At 73.3% G+C, this 17,792-nt stretch carries 16 protein-coding genes; 8 read left to right on the top strand and 8 right to left on the bottom strand.

Annotation, left to right across the window (positions count from 1 at the left end; genetic code table 11):
* Nucleotides 1–125: 125 nt before the first annotated feature.
* Genes ACFVHI_RS08860 through ACFVHI_RS08850 form a run of 3 tightly spaced genes read right to left on the bottom strand, consistent with a single transcriptional unit; the run spans nt 126 to nt 2,586 of the window.
* A complete protein-coding gene (locus ACFVHI_RS08860) occupies nt 126–872 on the bottom strand; it encodes a hypothetical protein (protein WP_380337093.1) in 747 nt (248 codons plus the stop codon).
* Nucleotides 873–895: 23 nt separating this feature from the next.
* On the bottom strand, nt 896–1,651 hold the full coding sequence (locus ACFVHI_RS08855; protein WP_380337090.1) for an ABC transporter permease: 756 nt from the start codon (nt 1,649–1,651) through the stop codon (nt 896–898).
* Complete coding sequence (locus tag ACFVHI_RS08850) at nt 1,648–2,586, bottom strand: ABC transporter ATP-binding protein (protein ID WP_380337087.1); 939 nt, start codon at nt 2,584–2,586, stop codon at nt 1,648–1,650. The genes ACFVHI_RS08855 and ACFVHI_RS08850 overlap by 4 nt, the downstream gene beginning before the upstream one ends.
* A gap of 179 nt (nt 2,587–2,765) precedes the next feature.
* On the opposite strand from ACFVHI_RS08850, the gene ACFVHI_RS08845 reads away from it, so the two are divergent.
* Together ACFVHI_RS08845 and ACFVHI_RS08840 are read left to right on the top strand one after the other, a co-directional pair.
* The gene (locus ACFVHI_RS08845) at nt 2,766–3,977 is read left to right on the top strand and encodes a sensor histidine kinase (RefSeq protein WP_380337084.1); all 1,212 of its coding nucleotides are present in this window, start codon (nt 2,766–2,768) and stop codon (nt 3,975–3,977) included.
* Between the two features lie 44 nt (nt 3,978–4,021).
* A complete protein-coding gene (locus tag ACFVHI_RS08840) occupies nt 4,022–4,681 on the top strand; it encodes a response regulator (protein ID WP_380337239.1) in 660 nt (219 codons plus the stop codon).
* A 121-nt stretch (nt 4,682–4,802) separates the two neighbouring features.
* On the opposite strand, the gene ACFVHI_RS08835 is transcribed toward ACFVHI_RS08840, so the two are convergent.
* The 3 genes from ACFVHI_RS08835 to modA form a co-directional block, all read right to left on the bottom strand.
* Nucleotides 4,803–5,927 carry an ABC transporter ATP-binding protein gene (locus ACFVHI_RS08835; protein ID WP_380337081.1) on the bottom strand — a complete coding sequence of 375 codons (1,125 nt, stop codon included), beginning with the start codon at nt 5,925–5,927 and terminating at the stop codon, nt 4,803–4,805.
* Nucleotides 5,928–5,991: 64 nt separating this feature from the next.
* Nucleotides 5,992–6,813, bottom strand: coding sequence for an ABC transporter permease (locus ACFVHI_RS08830; protein WP_380337236.1), 822 nt, complete (start codon nt 6,811–6,813; stop codon nt 5,992–5,994).
* Nucleotides 6,814–6,884: 71 nt separating this feature from the next.
* A complete protein-coding gene (modA, locus tag ACFVHI_RS08825; RefSeq protein ID WP_380337078.1) occupies nt 6,885–7,739 on the bottom strand; it encodes a molybdate ABC transporter substrate-binding protein in 855 nt (284 codons plus the stop codon).
* 408 nt (nt 7,740–8,147) lie between these two features.
* On the opposite strand from modA, the gene ACFVHI_RS08820 reads away from it, so the two are divergent.
* Entirely contained in the window at nt 8,148–9,215 is a 1,068-nt protein-coding gene (locus ACFVHI_RS08820) for an RNA ligase (ATP) (RefSeq protein ID WP_380337075.1), read from the top strand.
* 133 nt (nt 9,216–9,348) lie between these two features.
* Entirely contained in the window at nt 9,349–10,746 is a 1,398-nt protein-coding gene (locus ACFVHI_RS08815) for a cytochrome P450 (protein WP_380337073.1), read from the top strand.
* 193 nt (nt 10,747–10,939) lie between these two features.
* On the opposite strand, the gene ACFVHI_RS08810 is transcribed toward ACFVHI_RS08815, so the two are convergent.
* Nucleotides 10,940–11,323, bottom strand: a complete 384-nt coding sequence (locus ACFVHI_RS08810) for a hypothetical protein (protein WP_380337070.1) — start codon at nt 11,321–11,323, stop codon at nt 10,940–10,942.
* A gap of 153 nt (nt 11,324–11,476) precedes the next feature.
* Between ACFVHI_RS08810 and ACFVHI_RS08805 the strand changes: the two genes are divergently transcribed.
* Together ACFVHI_RS08805 and ACFVHI_RS08800 are read left to right on the top strand one after the other, a co-directional pair.
* A complete protein-coding gene (locus ACFVHI_RS08805; RefSeq protein WP_380337067.1) occupies nt 11,477–12,271 on the top strand; it encodes an RNA polymerase sigma factor in 795 nt (264 codons plus the stop codon).
* 45 nt (nt 12,272–12,316) lie between these two features.
* On the top strand, nt 12,317–13,282 hold the full coding sequence (locus ACFVHI_RS08800) for a hypothetical protein (protein ID WP_380337065.1): 966 nt from the start codon (nt 12,317–12,319) through the stop codon (nt 13,280–13,282).
* Between the two features lie 182 nt (nt 13,283–13,464).
* Here ACFVHI_RS08800 and ACFVHI_RS08795 read toward each other — a convergent pair whose 3' ends face one another.
* Nucleotides 13,465–14,868, bottom strand: coding sequence for a cation:dicarboxylate symporter family transporter (locus ACFVHI_RS08795; RefSeq protein ID WP_380337062.1), 1,404 nt, complete (start codon nt 14,866–14,868; stop codon nt 13,465–13,467).
* Nucleotides 14,869–15,109: 241 nt separating this feature from the next.
* On the opposite strand from ACFVHI_RS08795, the gene ACFVHI_RS08790 reads away from it, so the two are divergent.
* Together ACFVHI_RS08790 and ACFVHI_RS08785 are read left to right on the top strand one after the other, a co-directional pair.
* On the top strand, nt 15,110–16,960 hold the full coding sequence (locus ACFVHI_RS08790; protein ID WP_380337059.1) for an ATP-binding protein: 1,851 nt from the start codon (nt 15,110–15,112) through the stop codon (nt 16,958–16,960).
* Nucleotides 16,957–17,697 carry a response regulator gene (locus tag ACFVHI_RS08785; RefSeq protein ID WP_380337056.1) on the top strand — a complete coding sequence of 247 codons (741 nt, stop codon included), beginning with the start codon at nt 16,957–16,959 and terminating at the stop codon, nt 17,695–17,697. The genes ACFVHI_RS08790 and ACFVHI_RS08785 overlap by 4 nt, the downstream gene beginning before the upstream one ends.
* Nucleotides 17,698–17,792: the final 95 nt, after the last annotated feature.

Here is a 17,792-nt window from a genome sequence, read left to right as displayed (position 1 = left end):
GTGACAGATGACAGCGAACAGATAACAGATAACAGATTTCGAAATCTGTTATCTGTTCGCTGTTACTTGTTTGCTGTCATCTGTTTGTTGTCATCGGTTACCGGCCCGCCGCCCGCCGTCGGGCGCTACCCACCGGAAGCCTGGTGCCGCCGGATCGCCCGCAGCCCGCCGTAGGCGGCAGCAGCCGTCCAGAGGGCCATGATCAGCAGTCCGGTCCAGTGGCCGTAGTGGATGCCGGCCTCGGTCCGGGTGTGCGTCGCGTACAGGCCGGCCCGGTCGGGCAGGAACTGGCCGGCCTCGCGGACGCCGGGGATGGCCGCCAGCCAGGTGGTGCCGAGGAACACCATCGGGCCGAGCAGGCCGAGCGCGGCGCTGAAGTTGCCCAGCATCGTGGTCAGTCCGAGGCAGAGCAGTACCAGCAGCGGGTGGTAGAGCACGCCGGCCACGAAGCTGCGGGCCAGGCCGGGGGTCGACCAGTCCAGTCCGACGGTGGCGTCGACGGCCAGGAACGAGCCCGCCGTCGACGCCAGCCCGAGCAGCAGGCCCAGCCCGGCGCCGAGCGTGAGCTTGGCGCCGTACAGCCGCGCGCGCTGGGGGACGGCGATGAACGAGGTGCTGATCATGCGGGTGTTGAACTCCTGCCCGATCAGCAGGATCCCGAGGCAGGCCACGGCCACGTGCCCGAAGAGCAGCCCGTAGTAGATCCCGTTGGCCGGGTCCGTGCCGGGGGCCACGGTCTTGGGGTCGGAGGCGGCGCTGACGGCCGCGGTGACCCCGACGGTCAGGACCAGGGCGACCAGCGGGGCGGCCCACTGGGAGGGCAGGGTGGTGAACTTGATCCGTTCGGCGCGCAGGGCGTGGGCCGCGCTCATTGTCATCTTCCCTTCGTTCGTGGTCACTTGGCGCGCCGCAGGGCGAGCAGGCCGCCGTAGGCCGCTGCGCCGGCCCACAGGGCCATGATCAGCAGTCCGGTCCAGTGCCCGTACGAGACCTGCGGGTCGTCGGCGTAGTGCAGTGCGTACTGGCCGGCCCGGTCGGGCAGGAACTGGGATACCTGCCGCACCCCGGCCACGCCGCCGAGCAGCGGCGAGAGCAGGAAGACGACCGGTACCAGCAGTCCCATGGCGGCGGTGAGGTTGCCGAGCAGCGCGGTCGCCCCGAGGCAGAACACCACCAGCAGCGTCGGGTAGAGCACGCCGGCGGTGGCGCTGCGGACGAAGGCGGGGCCGCCCCAGCCGCCGGGGACGGTGGCCGCGTACCCGGCGAAGGCGCCCGCCGTGCCCGCCGCGCCGACGCCGAGGCCGACCAGTGCGCCGAGCGTGAGCTTGGCGCCGTACAGCCGTCCGCGCCGGGGGACGGCGGTCAGCGAGACGTCGATCATGCGGGTGTTGAACTCCTGGCCGATCAGCAGGACCGCGAAGCAGACCAGCGCGGCCTGGCCGAAGTTGAGCCCGTAGAAGACGCCCACGCCGGGGTCGTCGGTGAGATTGTGCTCCGAGCCGCCGAGGGCCGCACCGATGGCCGTGGTGGTGCCCACGGTGAGCGCGAAGGCGAGCAGCGGGGTGATCCAGAGCGAGTGGAGCGTGGTGAGCTTGATCCGCTCGGCGTTGAAGGCGCACAGGTGGTGCCGGAGGGTCGAGCCGGGGTTCATGCGGTGGCCTCGGCGCGGTACTCGACGCTGTCGGCGGTCATCCGCATGAACGCCTCCTCCAGCGAGTCCTGTTGGACCGCGATCTCGTACAGCACCACGCCGTGTGCGGCGGCGAGCGCGGCGATCTGCTCGGGTTCGGCGCCGGTCACCTCCCAGGCGCCGTCGTCGGCCTCGGTCGCGGTGAGGTTGCCGGCGGCGTCCGACTGCTGGAGCAGGTCGCCGCCGAACAGGGCGGCGAGTTTGGCCGAGTTGACGGCCCGGACGCGGATCCTGGTCCGGCCGTGCTGGTCGATGAACTCGGCGGTGGCGGCGTCCGCGAGCAGCCGGCCACGGCCGATGACCACCAAGTGGTCGGCGGTGAGCGCCATTTCGGTCATCAGGTGGGACGACACCAGCACCGACCTGCCCTCGGCGGCCAGTTCGCGCAACAGGGTGCGGATCCAGCGGATGCCCTCCGGGTCGAGACCGTTGACCGGTTCGTCCAGCAGAAGCACCGGCGGGTCGCCGAGCAGCGCGGCGGCCACCCCGAGGCGCTGGCGCATGCCGAGGGAGAAGCCGCGGATCCGCCGTCCGGCGGCGTCGGTCAGGCCGACCTGGGCGAGCACCTCGTCCACCCGGCGCGGCGCCAGGCCGTTGCTCGCCGCGAGCCAGCGCAGGTGGCCGGCGGCGGTGCGGCCGCCGTGCAGGGCGTGGGCGTCCAGCAGGGCGCCCACCTGCCGCAGCGGCTGGGCGAGTTCGGCGTACCGGTGGCCGCCGACCAGGGCGCTTCCGGCGGTGGGGTGGTCCAGGCCGAGGATCAGGCGCATGGTGGTGCTCTTACCGGCGCCGTTCGGGCCGAGGAAGCCGGTCACCAGGCCGGGCCGGACCTCGAAGGACAGGTCGTCGACGACGCGCCGACCGTCGTACTCCTTGGTGAGGCCCTGGATCTCGATCACGGCCGCGCTCCCCTCTCGGTGCTCCGGTGCCGGGTCGTCCGGCTGGTGGTCACATTCGACCGGAGCGGGCCGTACCGGCGGATCCCGCCGGGGTCGGGAGCCGTCTCCCTCCCGGGAGGGAGACGGCGGCAGGCTCGCGGGGGAGCCAGGGCCGGCCGCTGAGCTGGCAGGATGGTGGAATGCCCAGGATCCTCGCGCCGTTGCTGGCCGGCGCCACGTACGCGCGCCTGCTGCACCTGCTGGTCGGGTGGATCTTCGCGGGCGTCATCCTGATGATCTACCCGGGGACGTACCACAAGGGCCTTGGCGAGATCGTGGTCGCGAGCGCCGCGGTGGACGTCACCCTGCTCGCCCTGGTCGCCCTCGTCCCCGCGACGCGGCGCGCCGAGGGGGTGCAGGCGCGGTTGCTGCTGCTGCCCGACCGTGAGGAGGACATCGCCGCCGAGTCCTCCGGCACCTGGGCGGACCGGCGGCGCACCGCCGGCTGGCTGATCGGGCGGGTCGTGCTCGGCTCGGTGGTGGGGTTCGCGACGGCCTTCGGCCTCACCAGCGGCTACGACCTGCTGACCGGACCGGACTCGTTCTGGTACCTCCCGCTCGCCCCGGTGCTGGTGGTCGGCTACGGCTGGCTGGTGGTGTCCGCCGGTCGCCTCCAACTCGCCATGGCCGTAAGGCTGCTGGGTCCTTCCCCGGCGGAGCGGCTGGCGGAGGCGGAGCTGCGGGCCGAACGGCTTCTGGAACGCAACGGGTTGGCCCGCGAGCTGCACGATTCCATCGGCCACGCACTGACGGTGACGGTCATTCAGGCGGGTGCCGCACGGGAGGTCGGGGACCAGGTGTTCACTGCCAAGGCGCTCGAAGTCATCGAGGAGACCGGCCGCCGGGCCATGGAGGACCTCGAACGCACCCTCGTCCTGCTCCGCGAGACGCCGGAGGGCGCGGCCGGCAGCGGAACGGCCACCGAACAGCCCGGCGTCGATCAGCTGCCCGCACTGTTCGACACCGCCCGGTCGGCCGGGAGCCCGGTCGAGGCGCGGATCGAGGTGTCGGCGGGGGCGCTGCCCGGGGTGCTTTCCCGCGAGTCCTACCGGATCGTCCAGGAGGGCGTCACCAACGCGCTCAAGTACGCGCCCGGCGAGCCGGTCAGCGTCCGGATCGCCGTTCAGGGCGGGCAGTTGGAGCTGCGCTGCGCCAATCGCTCGACTGTCGGCGGCGCCCCGGCGCGCCTGGCGGGCGGCGCGGCGGGCAAGGGCGGCAAGGGCGGCAAGGGGCTGCGCGGCATCCGGGAACGCGCCACGCTGCTCGGCGGGGAGGCCACCGCCGGGGTGTCGGGCGACGGGGGCGGGGAGTGGGTGCTCGCCGTCCGGCTGCCCCTACGCTTGGGCTCGTGACGAACGATCCTGTGGGCGACGGACCTGTGAGGGGCGCCGCCGGGATGATCGACATCCTGCTCGCCGACGACGAGGAACTGGTCCGGGCCGGGATGCGGGCCGTCCTGGAGGCGCAGGGGGACCTGCGGGTGGTCGGTGAGGCCGCCGACGGCGCCGACGCGGTGGCGCTGGCCCGCACGCTGCGCCCGCACGTCGTCCTGATGGACGTCCGGATGCCGGTGCTGGACGGCCTGGCGGCGACCCGCGAGCTCCTGCGCCCCGGCGCGCCGGGGGAGCAGCCGCCGAAGATCCTGGTCGTCACCACCTTCGAGAACGACGACTACGTCTACCAGGCGCTGCGCGCGGGCGCCGACGGCTTCCTGCTGAAGCGCTCCCGGGCGGCCGAGATCGCGCACGCGGTACGGCTGGTGGCGGCGGGCGAGTCACTGCTGTTCCCGGCCACGATCCGCCGCCTCGCGGCCGGCCACGGCAATCCCGCCGCCCGCGCGACCATGGACCGGGCGGCGCTGACCGAGCGCGAGGCACAGGTGCTGCGGCTGGTCGCGCGCGGCCTCAGCAACGGGGAGATCGCCGAGCTGCTGTTCCTCGGCGTGCAGACGGTGAAGACCCACGTCAGCAGTGTGCTGGCGAAGCTCGGGGCGCGGGACCGCACCCAGGCGGTGATCGCCGCGTACGAGTCGGGCTTCGTCGAGCCGTCGGAGTAGCGCGGCGAGTCGGAGCGGCGCACCGAACAGGAGCAGCGGCCGGGCCGGAGCGGCGCGCCGGCCTGATCAGCGTAGCGGGCAGGAGATAGGCGGGGACGCGGGCGGCCCGGCGCTGTCGGGGTCAGGCCGGGTAGGCGTGGGTCTGGGTGGCCTTGACGGAGGCCCAGACCTCGGATCCGGGCGCCAGCCCCAGCTCGGCGACGGCGGCCGGGGTGAGGTCGGCGGCTATCGGCAGTTCGCCCGCGAGGTCGGCGCGCACCTGGTCGCCGTGCAGGTCCAGGCCGGTGACCTCGGCCTTCCACACGTTGCGCGCGCTGGACTGGGGCCGTTCGCGGTGCAGGGTCACGGCGGACGGCGGGAAGGCGACGAAGGCCGGGCCGGACAGCTCCTCGGTGGTGGCCAGGACCGTGCCGGCCGTGAGCGTGACCTGGTGGCCCTCGGCCACGCCCTGGTACAGGTTCAGTCCGACCAGGCGCGCGATGTAGTCGGTGCGCGGCCGCCGGGCGACCTCCGCCGGGCTGCCGGACTGCACCTCGTGCCCGCCCTCGATCACCACCAGCCGGTCGGCGAGCACCATCGCGTCCAGCGGGTCGTGCGTCACCAGCACCGCCACGGCCTCGAACTCGGCCAGGTGGCGCCGCAGTTGGGCGCGTACGTCGAGCCGGGTGCGGGCGTCCAGGGCGGCCAGTGGCTCGTCCAGCAGCAGCAGCCGGGGGCGGACGGCCAGCGCCCGGGCCAGCGCCACCCGCTGGGCCTGGCCGCCGGAGAGGCTGCCGGGGCGTACGGAGGCGTGGTCGGCCAGGCCCATCCGCTCCAGCCAGGCGGCCGCCTCGGCCCGGGCGGCACGCTTGGGGCGGCCCTGGCAGCGCGGGCCGAAGGCGACGTTGTCGAGCGCGCTGAGGTGCGGGAAGAGCAGGTAGTCCTGGAACACCACGCCGACGGGACGTTCCTCGGCGGGGGCGTGCACGCGCTGCCCGGGCTCCTCCAACAGGCGTCCGTCCAGGCGCAGGTGGCCGCCGGTGAGCGGGAGCAGCCCGGCGAGGGCGCGCAGGGCGGTGGACTTGCCGGCGCCGTTCGGGCCGAGCAGCGCGACCACCTCGCCGGGGGCGGCGGTGAGGGCGAGGTCGAGGGTGAACGCGGCGCGCTCCACCCGCAGCCGGGCGTCGAGGGCGGGTGCAGGCGCAACCGCGGCGGTGGGGTCGGTGGGGGCAGCGGGGGCAGCGGGGTCAGTCGGGGAGGTGCTCATCGGGGCGGCGTCCAGGGGGTCGGGGCAGCGGTGGCCGGGTTCCGGCCCGGGGCTCGCAGGGCCGTCACGGGGTCGACATCCAGCGGTCGCGCAGGCCGACCAGGACCGCGACGGAGACCACCAGCAGGACCAGCGACAGCGCGATCGCCGCCTCGGGGTCCGATTCCATGGCGAGGTAGACGGCCAGTGGCATGGTCTGGGTGCGGCCCGGGAAGTTGCCCGCGAAGGTGATCGTGGCGCCGAACTCGCCGAGCGCCCGGGCCCAGGCGAGGACCGCCCCGGCGGCGATCCCCGGGGCGATCAGCGGCAGGGTCACCCGGCGGAACGCCGTCAGCCGGGAGGCGCCCAGGGTCGCGGCCGCCTCCTCGTAGCGGGGGTCGGCGGCGCGCAGCGCGCCCTCCACGCTGATCACCAGGAACGGCATCGCCACGAACGCCTCGGCGATGACCACCCCGGTCGTGGTGAACGGCAGCGTGATGCCGAAGGCCGAGTCCAGCCAGGAACCGACGATGCCGCGCCGCCCGAGGACCAGCAGCAGTGCCACGCCGCCGACCACCGGCGGCAGCACCAGCGGCAGGGTGACCAGGGCCCGGATCACCCGCCGGCCCGGCAGTTCGGTGCGGGCGAGCAGCCAGGCCAGCGGGACGCCGAGGACCAGCGAGACCGCCGTGGCCGCCGTCGCGCAGATCAGCGACAGGCGCAGGGCGTCCCAGACGGCGGCGCTGGTGAGCTGCTCGGACAGGCCGCTCCAGGGCGCCCGGACGAGTAGGCCGACCAGCGGCAGGATCAGGAACGCCAGTCCGAGCAGCGCCGGGAGCAGCAGCGTGACCGGGACGCGGTGGGTGCGCCGGCGCCGGCGTGGCAGGGCTTTCGCCGTTGCTGCCATGCCGGGCCCGGTGTCGGCGGTGCGTTCGGTGGTGCGCCCGGTGTTGCTGGTGCGCTTGGTGGTGCGGTCGCTCACGGCGCCTGGAAGCCCGCCGCGGTGAGCACCTGCTTGGCCTCGGGCGACTGGATGTACGCGACGAAGGCGGCGGCGCCGTCCTTGTTCGGGGCCTTGGCCAGGGCGGCGATCGGGTAGTCGTTCACGGCCTTGTCGGCCTCGGGGAAGTCCACGCTGTCGATCTTCCCGGCATCCGCCTTCACGTCGGTCTTGTACACGAGCGAGGCGTCGACCTCGCCGAGCTCGACCTTGGTCAGCGCGCCCTTGACGTCCTGCTCCAGGGTGACCGGGGTGAGGTTGACGTTGGCGGCCTTGAGCGCGGTGAGGGCGGCGGCGCCGCACGGCACCTCCTTTGCGCACAGCGCGACCTTCACGCCGGAGGCGGTGAGGTCGTTCAGGCCCGCGACGTGCTTGGGGTTGCCCTTGGGCACGGCGATGGTGAGCGTGTTCTTGACGAAGGTCTTCGGGTCGCCGCTCGCGCCGCCCGCGTCGGTCACGGTCTTCATGGTGGCCGGACTGGCGGCGGCGAACACGTCCGCCGGGGCGCCGGAGTTGATGCTGGTGGCGAGGCTGGAGCTGCCGCCGAAGTTGAACTTGACCTTGGCGCCCGGGTTCGCGTCCTCGAACTTCTTGCCGAGGTCGGTGAACGTCTCCTTGAGCGAGGCGGCGGCGAAGACGGTGATGTCGCCGGTGGCCTTCGGGACGGTGCCGCCACCGGCCGCCGACGAGGCCGAGGAACCCGGCGTCGAAGCGGGCGAGGAGCCGCCGGACTTGCCACCGCCGTCGCTGCCGCAGGCGGTGGCCCCGAGGCTGAGGACGAGGGCCGCCGCGGCGGCGACGGCGAGTCTGCGGGTGGTCGTACGGGTGCTCATCGGGGCTTCCCCTCCAGGGCTCGCGCCGGAAGGGGCGCGGGGTGAGGCCGCAGGTGCGGCCATTACGGTGATCATAGTGCCGCAAATGCGAGTGATAAGTCCTCTGTCGCTTCGCACAGGCGGGGTGTGGCGGGGGTCTCCGCCCGGCTGTGTGAAGGCTCAAACGTGTAGGGACGGCGCCGGGGCGGGAGTGCTGCGGGGGTCGGCGTGACGGCCGGTGTGAGGGGCCGCGCGAGGGGCCGAGTGAGGGTCGACGTGAGCATGGTGCCGGGGAAATTGCGTCGCGCAGGGGGCGGTCGGGCGGACAGAGTGGGGGCGATTCGTACAACAGTCCGCACAGCAGCCCGTACAGCAGTCCGTACACACCGCCCGGGTCGAACGGTCCAGGAGGGGAGGAGGGGTCCGTCCATGTCCACGTTGCGCGTCACCGTCGAGAAGCTGGTCGTCCTGGAGCATCCGAACGCCGACGCGCTGGAGCTCGCGCAGGTCGGCCTCTACCGGGCGGTGGTCGCCAAGGGCAGGTACCGGACCGGCGACTACGCCGTCTACATCCCCGAACAGTCGGTCCTCCCGGCGGAGTTGATCGAGGAGCTGGGCCTGACGGGCAAGCTGGCCGGCAGCAGGTCCGACCGGGTGAGGGCCGTCCGGCTGCGCGGTGAGCTGTCCCAGGGCATCGTCTGCCTGCCGACCGCGCTCGCCGGTACCGACCTGGCGGACGCCGCCGGGCGCGGCGAGGACTTCGCCGAGCTGCTCGGAGTCGTCAAGTGGCAGCCCCCGGTACCGACCTCCATGAACGGCGACGTGCTGAGCGCGCCCGACCTGCTGCCCTGGGTGGACATCGAGAACCTCAAGCGCTACCCCGACGTCTTCGAGCCCGGCGAGCCCGTGGTGCTGACCGAGAAGCTGCACGGCAGTTGCTGCCTGATGACGTACACCGCCGCCACCGGCGAGGTCCAGGTGTCGTCCAAGGGCATCGGGGCGCAGGGGCTCTCACTCGTCGAGGACGAGCGCAACCTGTACTGGCGGGCCGTGCGCGCGTACGACCTCCCCGCCGTGGCGGCCCGACTGGCCGAGCGGCTCGGCGCCGAGCGGGTCGGTGTCTTCGGCGAGGTCTTCGGGGCCGGTGTGCAGGACCTGACGTACGGCGCCTCCGGCCGTGCCGAACTGCCCGGCTACGCCGTGTTCGACGTGTCGGCCTTGGTGGACGGGCAGCTGAGGTGGTACTCCGCCGCCGAACTGCTCGACGGCGAACTGCCGTTGGTGCCCGAACTGTGGCGCGGGCCGTTCGACCCGGAGACGGTGCTGGCCTTCGCCCAGGGCGAGGAGACCGTCTCGGGGCGTGAACTCCACCTGCGCGAAGGCGTGGTGGTCCGGCCGGTGACGGAGCGCTGGAGCCTGGTGGTCGGCGGGCGGGCGATCGCCAAGGTGGTCGGTGACGCCTACCTGACGCGCAAGGGCGGCACCGAGTACGAGTGATCCCCGCCCCGCCCCGTCGCGCCCTCCCGTGCGCTCCCGCGCGCTTTCGCTTCTTCGCGCGCGCCTTCGCGCCTTCCGTTACTGATGATTCGTCAGTTACGTTGATGGGTCGCCTGTGGAGAATGGAGTGCCGATGACCACCGCCACCGCCCTCATCCCCGGGCCGGCCGGAAACCCCCTGGTCGGGTCGCTGTTCGATCTCACCCGCCGCCCGCTGCGCACCTACCTCGCCGCCCACCGCGACCACGGGGACGTGGTCCGGTTCCGGGTCGGGCCGCCCGGGCTGCGGGTCGAGTTCTACGGGGTGTTCTCCCCGGAGGGTGTCCAGCAGGTGTTGGGCAGCGAGGCCGCCAACTTCCGCAAGGAGAACGCCTTCTACGACGAGCTGCGAAGCAGCGTCGGCAACGGACTGCTGACCAGCCAGGACGGCGACTACCAGCGCCAGCGCCGGCTGGTCCAGCCGCTGTTCACCCGCCGCCGGGTGGACGGCTACGCGGGCGCCGTCGCCCAGGAGGCGCGGGCGCTCACCGAGCGGTGGAACGCGATCCCGGTCGGGGGCGGGGGCGGGGTCGTGGACGCGGCGGAGGAGATGTCCCGGTTCGCGCTGCGCGCCGTCGCCCGGATCCTGTTCGGCGCGGACGTCGAGGAGGCGGTGGCGGTGGTGGACCGCAGCTTCCCGGTGCTCGGTGAGTACGTCTGGGACCGGGGCTTCGCGGCGATTCGCATCCCGCGCACCTGGCCGACCCCCTCGAACCGGCGCGGCGCCGAGGCCCAGCGCGCCCTGTACGCGGTCTGCGACCGGATCATCGCCGAGCGGGCCGCGCGCGGCGACCTGGACGAGGACGCGGACGACCTGCTCACACTGCTCGGACGGGCCCGCGGCGAGGACGGGGAGCAACTCGACCCGGCCGAACTCCGGGACCAGGTACTGGTGTTCCTGCTCGCCGGGCACGAGACCACGGCCACCTCGCTGGCCTTCGCGCTGCACCTGCTGGCCACGCACCCCGAGCAGCGCAAGCTCGCCCAACAGGAGGCGGAGACCGTGCTGGCCGGCCGGGAGCCGACTGCGGCGGACCTGGAGTCGCTGCCGTACATCACCCGGGTGCTGAAGGAGTCGATGCGGCTCTATCCGGCGGCGGCCCTGGTCGGGCGGCGGGCGGTCGCCGAGACGGTCATCGACGGGTACGTGATCCCGGCGGGTGCCCAGGTCGTCGTCTCGCCGCTGGTCACCCACCGGCACCCGGCGCACTGGCCGGACCCGGAACGCTTCGACCCCGACCGCTTCCTGCCCGAACAGGAGAAGGAGCGGCACCGCTACGCCTGGTACCCGTTCGGCGGCGGTCCGCGGGCGTGCATCGGGCAGCACTTCGCGATGCTGGAATCGGTGCTGAGCCTGGGCGTGCTGCTGCGGGACTTCGAGATGGAGGCGGTGGACGAGCGGGTGGCGCTCGCCCAGGGCATCACGCTCCGCGCGGCGAGCCCGATGCGGATCCGGGTGACGGCGCGGGGAGCCGCGGGGCTCGCCGGGTAGCGGCTGACAGCCTGCAGCGTTCAGATTTCAGCGGACAGATAACAGAAGATGAAATCTGTTATCTGTCATCTGTTTGTTGTCATCTGTTCGCGGCCCTCGGGGCATGCGACCGGCCGGCGCCCGCCGGGGTACGGACATGCAGCGGGGGCGCCGCCCCGGCGGGACGGCGCCCCTCATCGGTTCTGCCGGTGCCTCAGCCCCGGCTCTGGAACACGATCTTGGTCCAGCTGGAGCCCGGGCAGTTGCCCCAGACGTCCCAGGCCTGGGATCGGGCGCCGATCCACAGGCCGGTGGTGCTCGTGCCGTTGGCGCAGTAGGTGATGGTGCGCAGCTCGCCCGAGTAGACGTTGCAGTAGCCCACCCAGCGCCACCCGTAGTCTGCGGTGATGACGCAGTGGTAGGAGGCGGCGGCCACCTCGGGCGAGGCCCCGATGGCGCCGGCGGTGATGGTCTGGTCGGCGGCGGCGGCGGCGGTGGGCGCGGCGGCGGCGGGCAGGGCGGTGGTGCCGAGCACGCCGAGGGCGGCTGCGGCGGCCATCCCGAACGTGGCGATCTTCCTGGCGATGCGACCTCGCATGGCGGTTTCTCCTCGCTCAACGGTACAGATCGGGCAGTGCGTCCCCGGCCGTCCGGATCCACGGGGTGGGTGAATTCCGGCTTCCTGTCCGGCTGATGACGTATTGCGCACGAATGACTGCGGACAGTGAGACGACGACCTATGATGTGACCTGTGTCACAGGCCTTTTCGATGGGTCGTGACCTGCCCAACTGGGCTTTCGGAGTGCCGATTTCCGGGGAGAGCGGCATGGCGGAATGCGACGGTCGGTGTGGCGGCGGACGCGGGAGCGGGGGCGGGAAGGACTTCGGTCCGAGGCCCGCCGATCGTCAATCGGCCGATTTCAACCGGGTGTTCACGGAAATGCTGCCGAGGCTCCACCGGGCGGCCGCTTCGCTCACCGGCGGGCTCGCCGCCGGGGACGTGGTGCATGACGCGTATCTGCGGATCGCCCGCAGGCCGGAGCGGTTCCTGAGTCATCCGCAGCCCTACGCCTACGTGTTCACCACGATGGCGAACATCCTGCGCGACCAGTGGCGCCGGGAGCGGCGGAGGGTCGTGCTGCCCGATCCGTCCGAGACGGCCGAGCGGGAGCGGGACCGGCCGCCGGTCGAGTCGCCGTCGGGCGGGATGGTCGAGCTGCAGGCGCGCTGGGAGGTGCTCCGGCTGCTGGGCTGCCTGACCTCGAAGCAGGCCCGGGTGGTGGTGCTGGTGGATCTCGACGGCTACACCGTCGACGAGGCCGCCGAGCTGCTGGGCCTGCATCGCAGCACGCTGGCCGTCACCCGTCGCCGCGCCCACGGGAAGCTGCGCGCCGTCCTCGCGCGGGAGCGGGAACATGAGCGGGAGGGCGAGCGGGGCGATCGGCCGGGGCCCGCCCCCGCAGAGGCGCCCGGTGCGGGGTCCGATGAGGGGCCCGGCGCAGGCCCTGGAGCGGCGCCCGAAGCGGCTCCCGACGCACCGAGCTGACGCTAAGTCAGCTGATGCGCCATCCCGGCCCGTACGCTGAAAATCGTGATCACGTACGAGGACCACCGCCTCCGCGCCCTGGCTGACGACGGCCGCTGGCCCGAACTGCTGACCGCCTACCGGCAGGGCCGGGCGGCAGCCGTGGAGCGCGCCGGGGAGGAGCCCGCGGCGGCGCTGACCGCGCCGCTCGGCCACCTGATCGCCTACTCGGCGCCGCCGGAGCTGTCCGTCCGGCTGTTCGACCGGGACGGCGGCCCGGGCACGGTCGCGGGGGTCGCCGACCATGACGCCGGTCCGCTCTGGGAGGTGCTGGCGACTCGGCATTCCTGGCTGCGGCTGGCTCCGCTGCTCGTCCCGGCCCCGGTGCGCCGACTGGTCGCGCAGACCAGGGTGCTGCTCGGCGAGGACCTCTCGTACGGGGCCGAACCCGACCCGGAGGGCATGCCGCTGCTGCTGGCGCCCTGGGAGACGGCCGGATGGGACGAGGGGGCTCGGGTGCGCCAGTACCTGCCCTGCGGGGGCGCGCGCAGTGCGCTGCTGACCCTGCCGGCCAGCCGGGAGGGTCTGGGCGAGGTGGTGCTGCCCGCGCCGGGTGCACGGCTGGGCGGGCAGCGGGCGACCCGGGCGCTGGCCGCGCTGGCGGACTGGGCGGAGGTGGTCTGCGTCCGGGGCCCGGCGCCGCAGGCGGCCGCCCAACTGGCCCGCCGTTCCCGGGTCACCGGCGGGTACCTGCCGTTCGCGCTGGTCTACCCGGCGCTCGTGCAGGCCGCAGTCGTGGACCGCGGGCGGGGCTCGGCGCACGGACGGCTGGCGCTCTGGCGGGCGCTGGTCGCGATGGCCGGCGCGGAGGGTACGGACGGGCCGGACCGGGCGGAGGTCGACGCGCTGGTGGCCCGGATGCGCTGCTTCATCTGGCACGAGCCGGCCGCCGGGCTGCGCCATCTGCACGTCGCGCTGGAGGACCCGGCCTGTGGCCTGGCCTGGGCGGTGAGCGGCTCCGAGGACCTGTGAGGACCTGAGAGGGCCTGAGAGGGCCTGCGAGACTCCGTCAGGACCTGCGAGGTGAGGACCTGCGAGGACCTGCGAGGACCCGCGAGAACCGGTGAGGGCCTGTGGCGAAGGCGGAACCCCCGGTCCGGCGCCGTTTCCGGGGGAGGTGGTGGCGCCGGACCGGGGGCGTATGAGGGGGCCGCTCAGGCGGCCGCGGCCGTGCCGCTCCGGACGGGGTCGGCTTCCGGAGCCGCCGGGACGGCCTCGGGGGCCGCGATCGGCCCGCCGTGCGTGTCGATCAGGGTCCGCTCGTCGAACGGCTCCTCGCCGGCCAGCACCCGCTGGGCGCGGTCCGCGTCGAGTTCGCCGGTCCAGTGCCCGATCAGGACGGTGGCGACGGCGTTGCCCGCGAAGTTGGTGAGCGCGCGGGCCTCGGACATGAAGCGGTCGATGCCGACGATCAGGCCGACCCCGTCCACCAGGGCGGGCTTGTGCGACTGCAGTCCGCCGGCCAGGGTGGCCAGCCCGGCGCCGGTGACCCCGGCCGCGCCCTTGCTCGCGATCACCATGAACACCAGCAGCGAGAGCTGCTCGCCGATCGACATCGGCTTGTCCATCGCCTCGGAGATGAAGATCGACGACATGGTGAGGTAGATCGCGGTGCCGTCGAGGTTGAAGCTGTAGCCGGTCGGCACGGTGATGCCGACGACCGGGCGGCTCACGCCGAGGTGCTCCATCTTGGCGATCAGGCGGGGCAGCGCGCTCTCGGAGGAGGAGGTGGAGAGGATCAGCAGGAACTCGCGGCCCAGGTAGCGCAGCAGCGCGAACACGTTGACCCCGGCGACCAGTCGCAGCAGCGCGCCCAGGACGACGACGACGAACAGCACGCAGGTCGCGTAGAAGCCGATCATGATGACCGCGAGGCTCTTCAGCGCGGCCGTGCCGGTCGCTCCGACGACGGCGGCCATCGCCCCGAAGGCGCCGATCGGCGCGACCCACATGATCATCGACATGACCCGGAAGACCAGCCGCTGCACGTGTTCGATCCCGCGCAGCACCGGGGCACCGGCCGGGCCCATCGCCTGGAGGGCGAAGCCGGCGAGCAGTGCGACCAGCAGGGTCTGCAGCACCTTGCCCTCGGTGAGGGCCGAGAACGTGGTGGTGGGGATCATCCCGAGCAGGAAGTCGGTCGTCGACTGGGCGCCGCCGGCGACGGCTTGGGCGTGGCCGGACTTCGCGAGCGCGGCGGTCAGGTGCAGGCCGCCGCCGGGCTCCAGCAGGTTGCCGACGGCCAGACCGATGGCCAGCGCGACGGTCGACATGACGAGGAAGTAGCCGAGGGCGAGGCCGCCGACCTTGCCGACCTTGGCGGCCTTGGTCACCGAGCCGATGCCCAGCACGATGGTGCAGAAGATCACCGGGCTGATCATCATCTTGATCAGGTTGACGAAGCCGGTGCCGACCGGCTTCAACTCCACGGCGAAGCCGGGGGCGGCCAGCCCGACCACGATGCCCGCGACCACGGCGGCGATGACGGAGAGGTAGAGGTAGTGGGTCCGGTCCCTGCGTCTGGATCCCCCCGCCGGTGCTGCTCCAACGATCGACATCTGCGGCTCCTTCGCCGTGCGGTCCTGGCGGCCCCGGGTGGTGGGCCGCTCTGACTATCGGGCCTGGGCGTGACGGAGGTCACGTTTGCGTTCATAGAGTTCACGGCCGGGCGCGACCGGGCGCAGCCGGGCCGTGGGGGTGCGACTGGGCTGCGGGACGTTCGTCGACGGGCAGTCGACAGGCCGCCGACCGATCGCGGGCCCCTGGGGGACCCCGGGGGCGTGGTGCACACTGGCAGGCATGTCCGTGCGCACCGCCCCCACGCCCCCGCGCCGACGGCTCCCGGCACCCCGCGGGCTGGTCCGCAGCTTGGCCGGGCAGCTCTTCGTCGTTCAGGTGGTCATCGTCGCCGCCGTGGTGGCGGGCGGCGCGGTGCTCGCGTACCTCTTCACCGCCGACCGGGCCGAGGACGCGGCCCGCCGCCAGGTCACCGCCGTCGCCCACGCCGTCGCCGACTCGCCGTCCGTGCGGGCCGCCGTCACCGCGCCGGACCCGACCGCGGTGCTCCAGCCGTACGTCGAGCAGGTGCGGGTGGACACCGGCGTCTCCTTCATCACCGTCATGGACACCGAGGGCGTGCGCTGGACCCACCCGCTGCCCGAGCAGATCGGCAAGCGCTTTCTCGGGCACATCGACTGGGCACTCGCGGGGGAGACCCGCAGCGAGACCTACACCGGCACGCTCGGACCGTCCGTGCGGGTGGTCACGCCGGTGCTGGACGACCGGCACCAGGTGATCGCGCTGGTCAGCGCGGGCCTCACGGTGGAGTCCATCTCCGCGCAGTTGAGCGGCCCGCTGCTCGCCCTGGTCGGGGTGGCGGTGGCCGCGCTCGGGGTCGGCGGCGTGGGCACCTACCTCGCCAACTCCCGGCTGCGGCGGCACACCCACGGCATGGGGCCGGCCGAACTCAGCCACCTCTACGAATACCACCAGGCGACCCTGCGCTCGGTGCGCGAGGGGCTGGTCCTGCTGGACCGCGCGCACCGGGTGGTGCTCTGCAACGATGCAGCCCGCGAACTGCTCGGACTGGAAGGAAACTTGGAGGGTCGTCTGATCGTGGAGCTGGGGCTGCCGCGGGCACTGGTCGCGGCCGTGCTCGGCGACGAGCCGGTCCGGGACGAGGTGCACCTGACCGCCGAGCGGGTGGTGGTGCTCAACACCTCCACCATCGGCACCGGCCTCGGCCTGGTCGTCACCCTGCGCGACCACACCGAACTCCAGTCGCTCAGCGGAGAGTTGGACTCCGTACGGGGCTTCACCGAGGCCCTGGGGGCGCAGGCGCACGAGGCGGCCAACCGGCTGCACGCCGTCGTCTCCCTGATCGAACTCGGCCGCCACGAACAGGCGGTGGAGTTCGCCACCGCCGAGCTCGCGCTCGCCCAGCAGCTCACCGACCGGGTGGTCGCGGCGGTCGGCGAACCGGTGCTGGCCGCGTTGCTGCTCGGCAAGGCGGCCCAAGCGGCCGAGCGGGGAGTGGAGTTGACCCTCACCGACGACAGTCGGATCGACGACGGGCTGCTGCCGCCCGGGCTCTCCTCGCGGGACCTGATCACCGTCCTCGGCAACCTGATCGACAACGCCGTGGACGCCGCCATCGCCGGAGCCGCGCAGAGCATGGTGGCGCCAGAGGTCACCGTCACCGTGCGAATCGACGCGGGTGGTGGCGGTGCGGACGACGACGGTGCGGACGATGGTGGTTCGGGCGACGGCGGTTCGGCGGGCGGTGACGTGGCTCCGGGTGGGGGCGGTTGCCTGCTGCTGCGCGTCGCCGACACCGGGGCGGGGATCGACCCGGCCGCCGTCGAGGACGTGTTCCGGCGCGGCTGGAGCACCAAGCAGGACGGGCGCGGGCATGGTCTCGGGCTGGCGCTGGTAGCCCAGGCCGCCCGGCGCAACGGCGGCAGCGTCGCGGTCGGGCGTGACCGGGGTGCGGTGCTCACCGTCCGGCTGCCGCTCGCCGGGCTGCCGGCACGACCCGGTGAGCGGCAACCGGGGCAACCGGGGCGGCCGGAGCAACTTGGGCGGCCGGAGCAATTCGGCCAGGCAGGGCAACCGGGGCAACCGGGCCAGCGGGAAGGGGCGTCGCGATGACCGAGGCGACCGCCGCTCCGTGGATCTCCGTGCTGGTCGTCGAGGACGACCCCGTGGCCGCCGCCGCGCACACCCTCTACGTCGAGCGCGAACCCGGCTTCCACGCCGCCGGGACGGTGCACAGCTGCGCCGACGCGCTGCGCTTCCTGGACCGCGCCCGCGCTGCCGGGAGGCCCGTCGACCTGACCCTGCTCGACCTCTACCTGCCGGACGGCCACGGCCTCCAGTTCTGCCGCTCGCTGCGCGCCGCCGGCCACACCACCGATGTCATCGCGGTGACCTCGGCCCGCGACCTGGCGATGGTGCGGCAGGCCGTGTCGGCGGGCGTGGTCCAGTACCTGCTGAAACCGTTCAGCGCCGCCGCCCTGCACGATCGCCTGGAGCGCTACGCCCGCTACCGCGACAGCCTCGGGCGCACCGGCGAGGCGACCGGGCAGGACGAGGTCGACCAGGCGTTCGCCCTGCTCCGCACGCCCGAGCGCAGCAGCCTCCCCAAGGGCCTGAGTGCGCCCACCCTGGACGCCGTCGCCTCCGTGCTGCGCGAGACGGCGACGGGCCTGTCCGCCGCCGCCGCGGGCGCCGCCGCCGGGGTCTCGCGGATCACCGCGCGCCGCTACCTCGAACACCTCGTCGACACCGGGCGGGCGGTGCGGGAGCCGCAGTACGGGAGCGTGGGGCGGCCGGAGCTCTGCTACCGGTGGAAGGGCGGTGGGGCGGCTCCGGGTCGGCGGGGGTGAGGGCCGTGACCTTTTCGCCGGTCGCTCGTTGGAAGGACCGGGGGCGGTTCACTCACTTGGGTGGTTCTGGGGGCCCCTGGGGTATCCCGCCAGGT

This window comes from Kitasatospora sp. NPDC127121 (assembly GCF_042677305.1).
GTDB lineage: Bacteria > Actinomycetota > Actinomycetes > Streptomycetales > Streptomycetaceae > Kitasatospora.
Note: the sequence above shows the minus strand (reverse complement) of the source record. Positions and strands in the feature narration are given on the sequence as shown.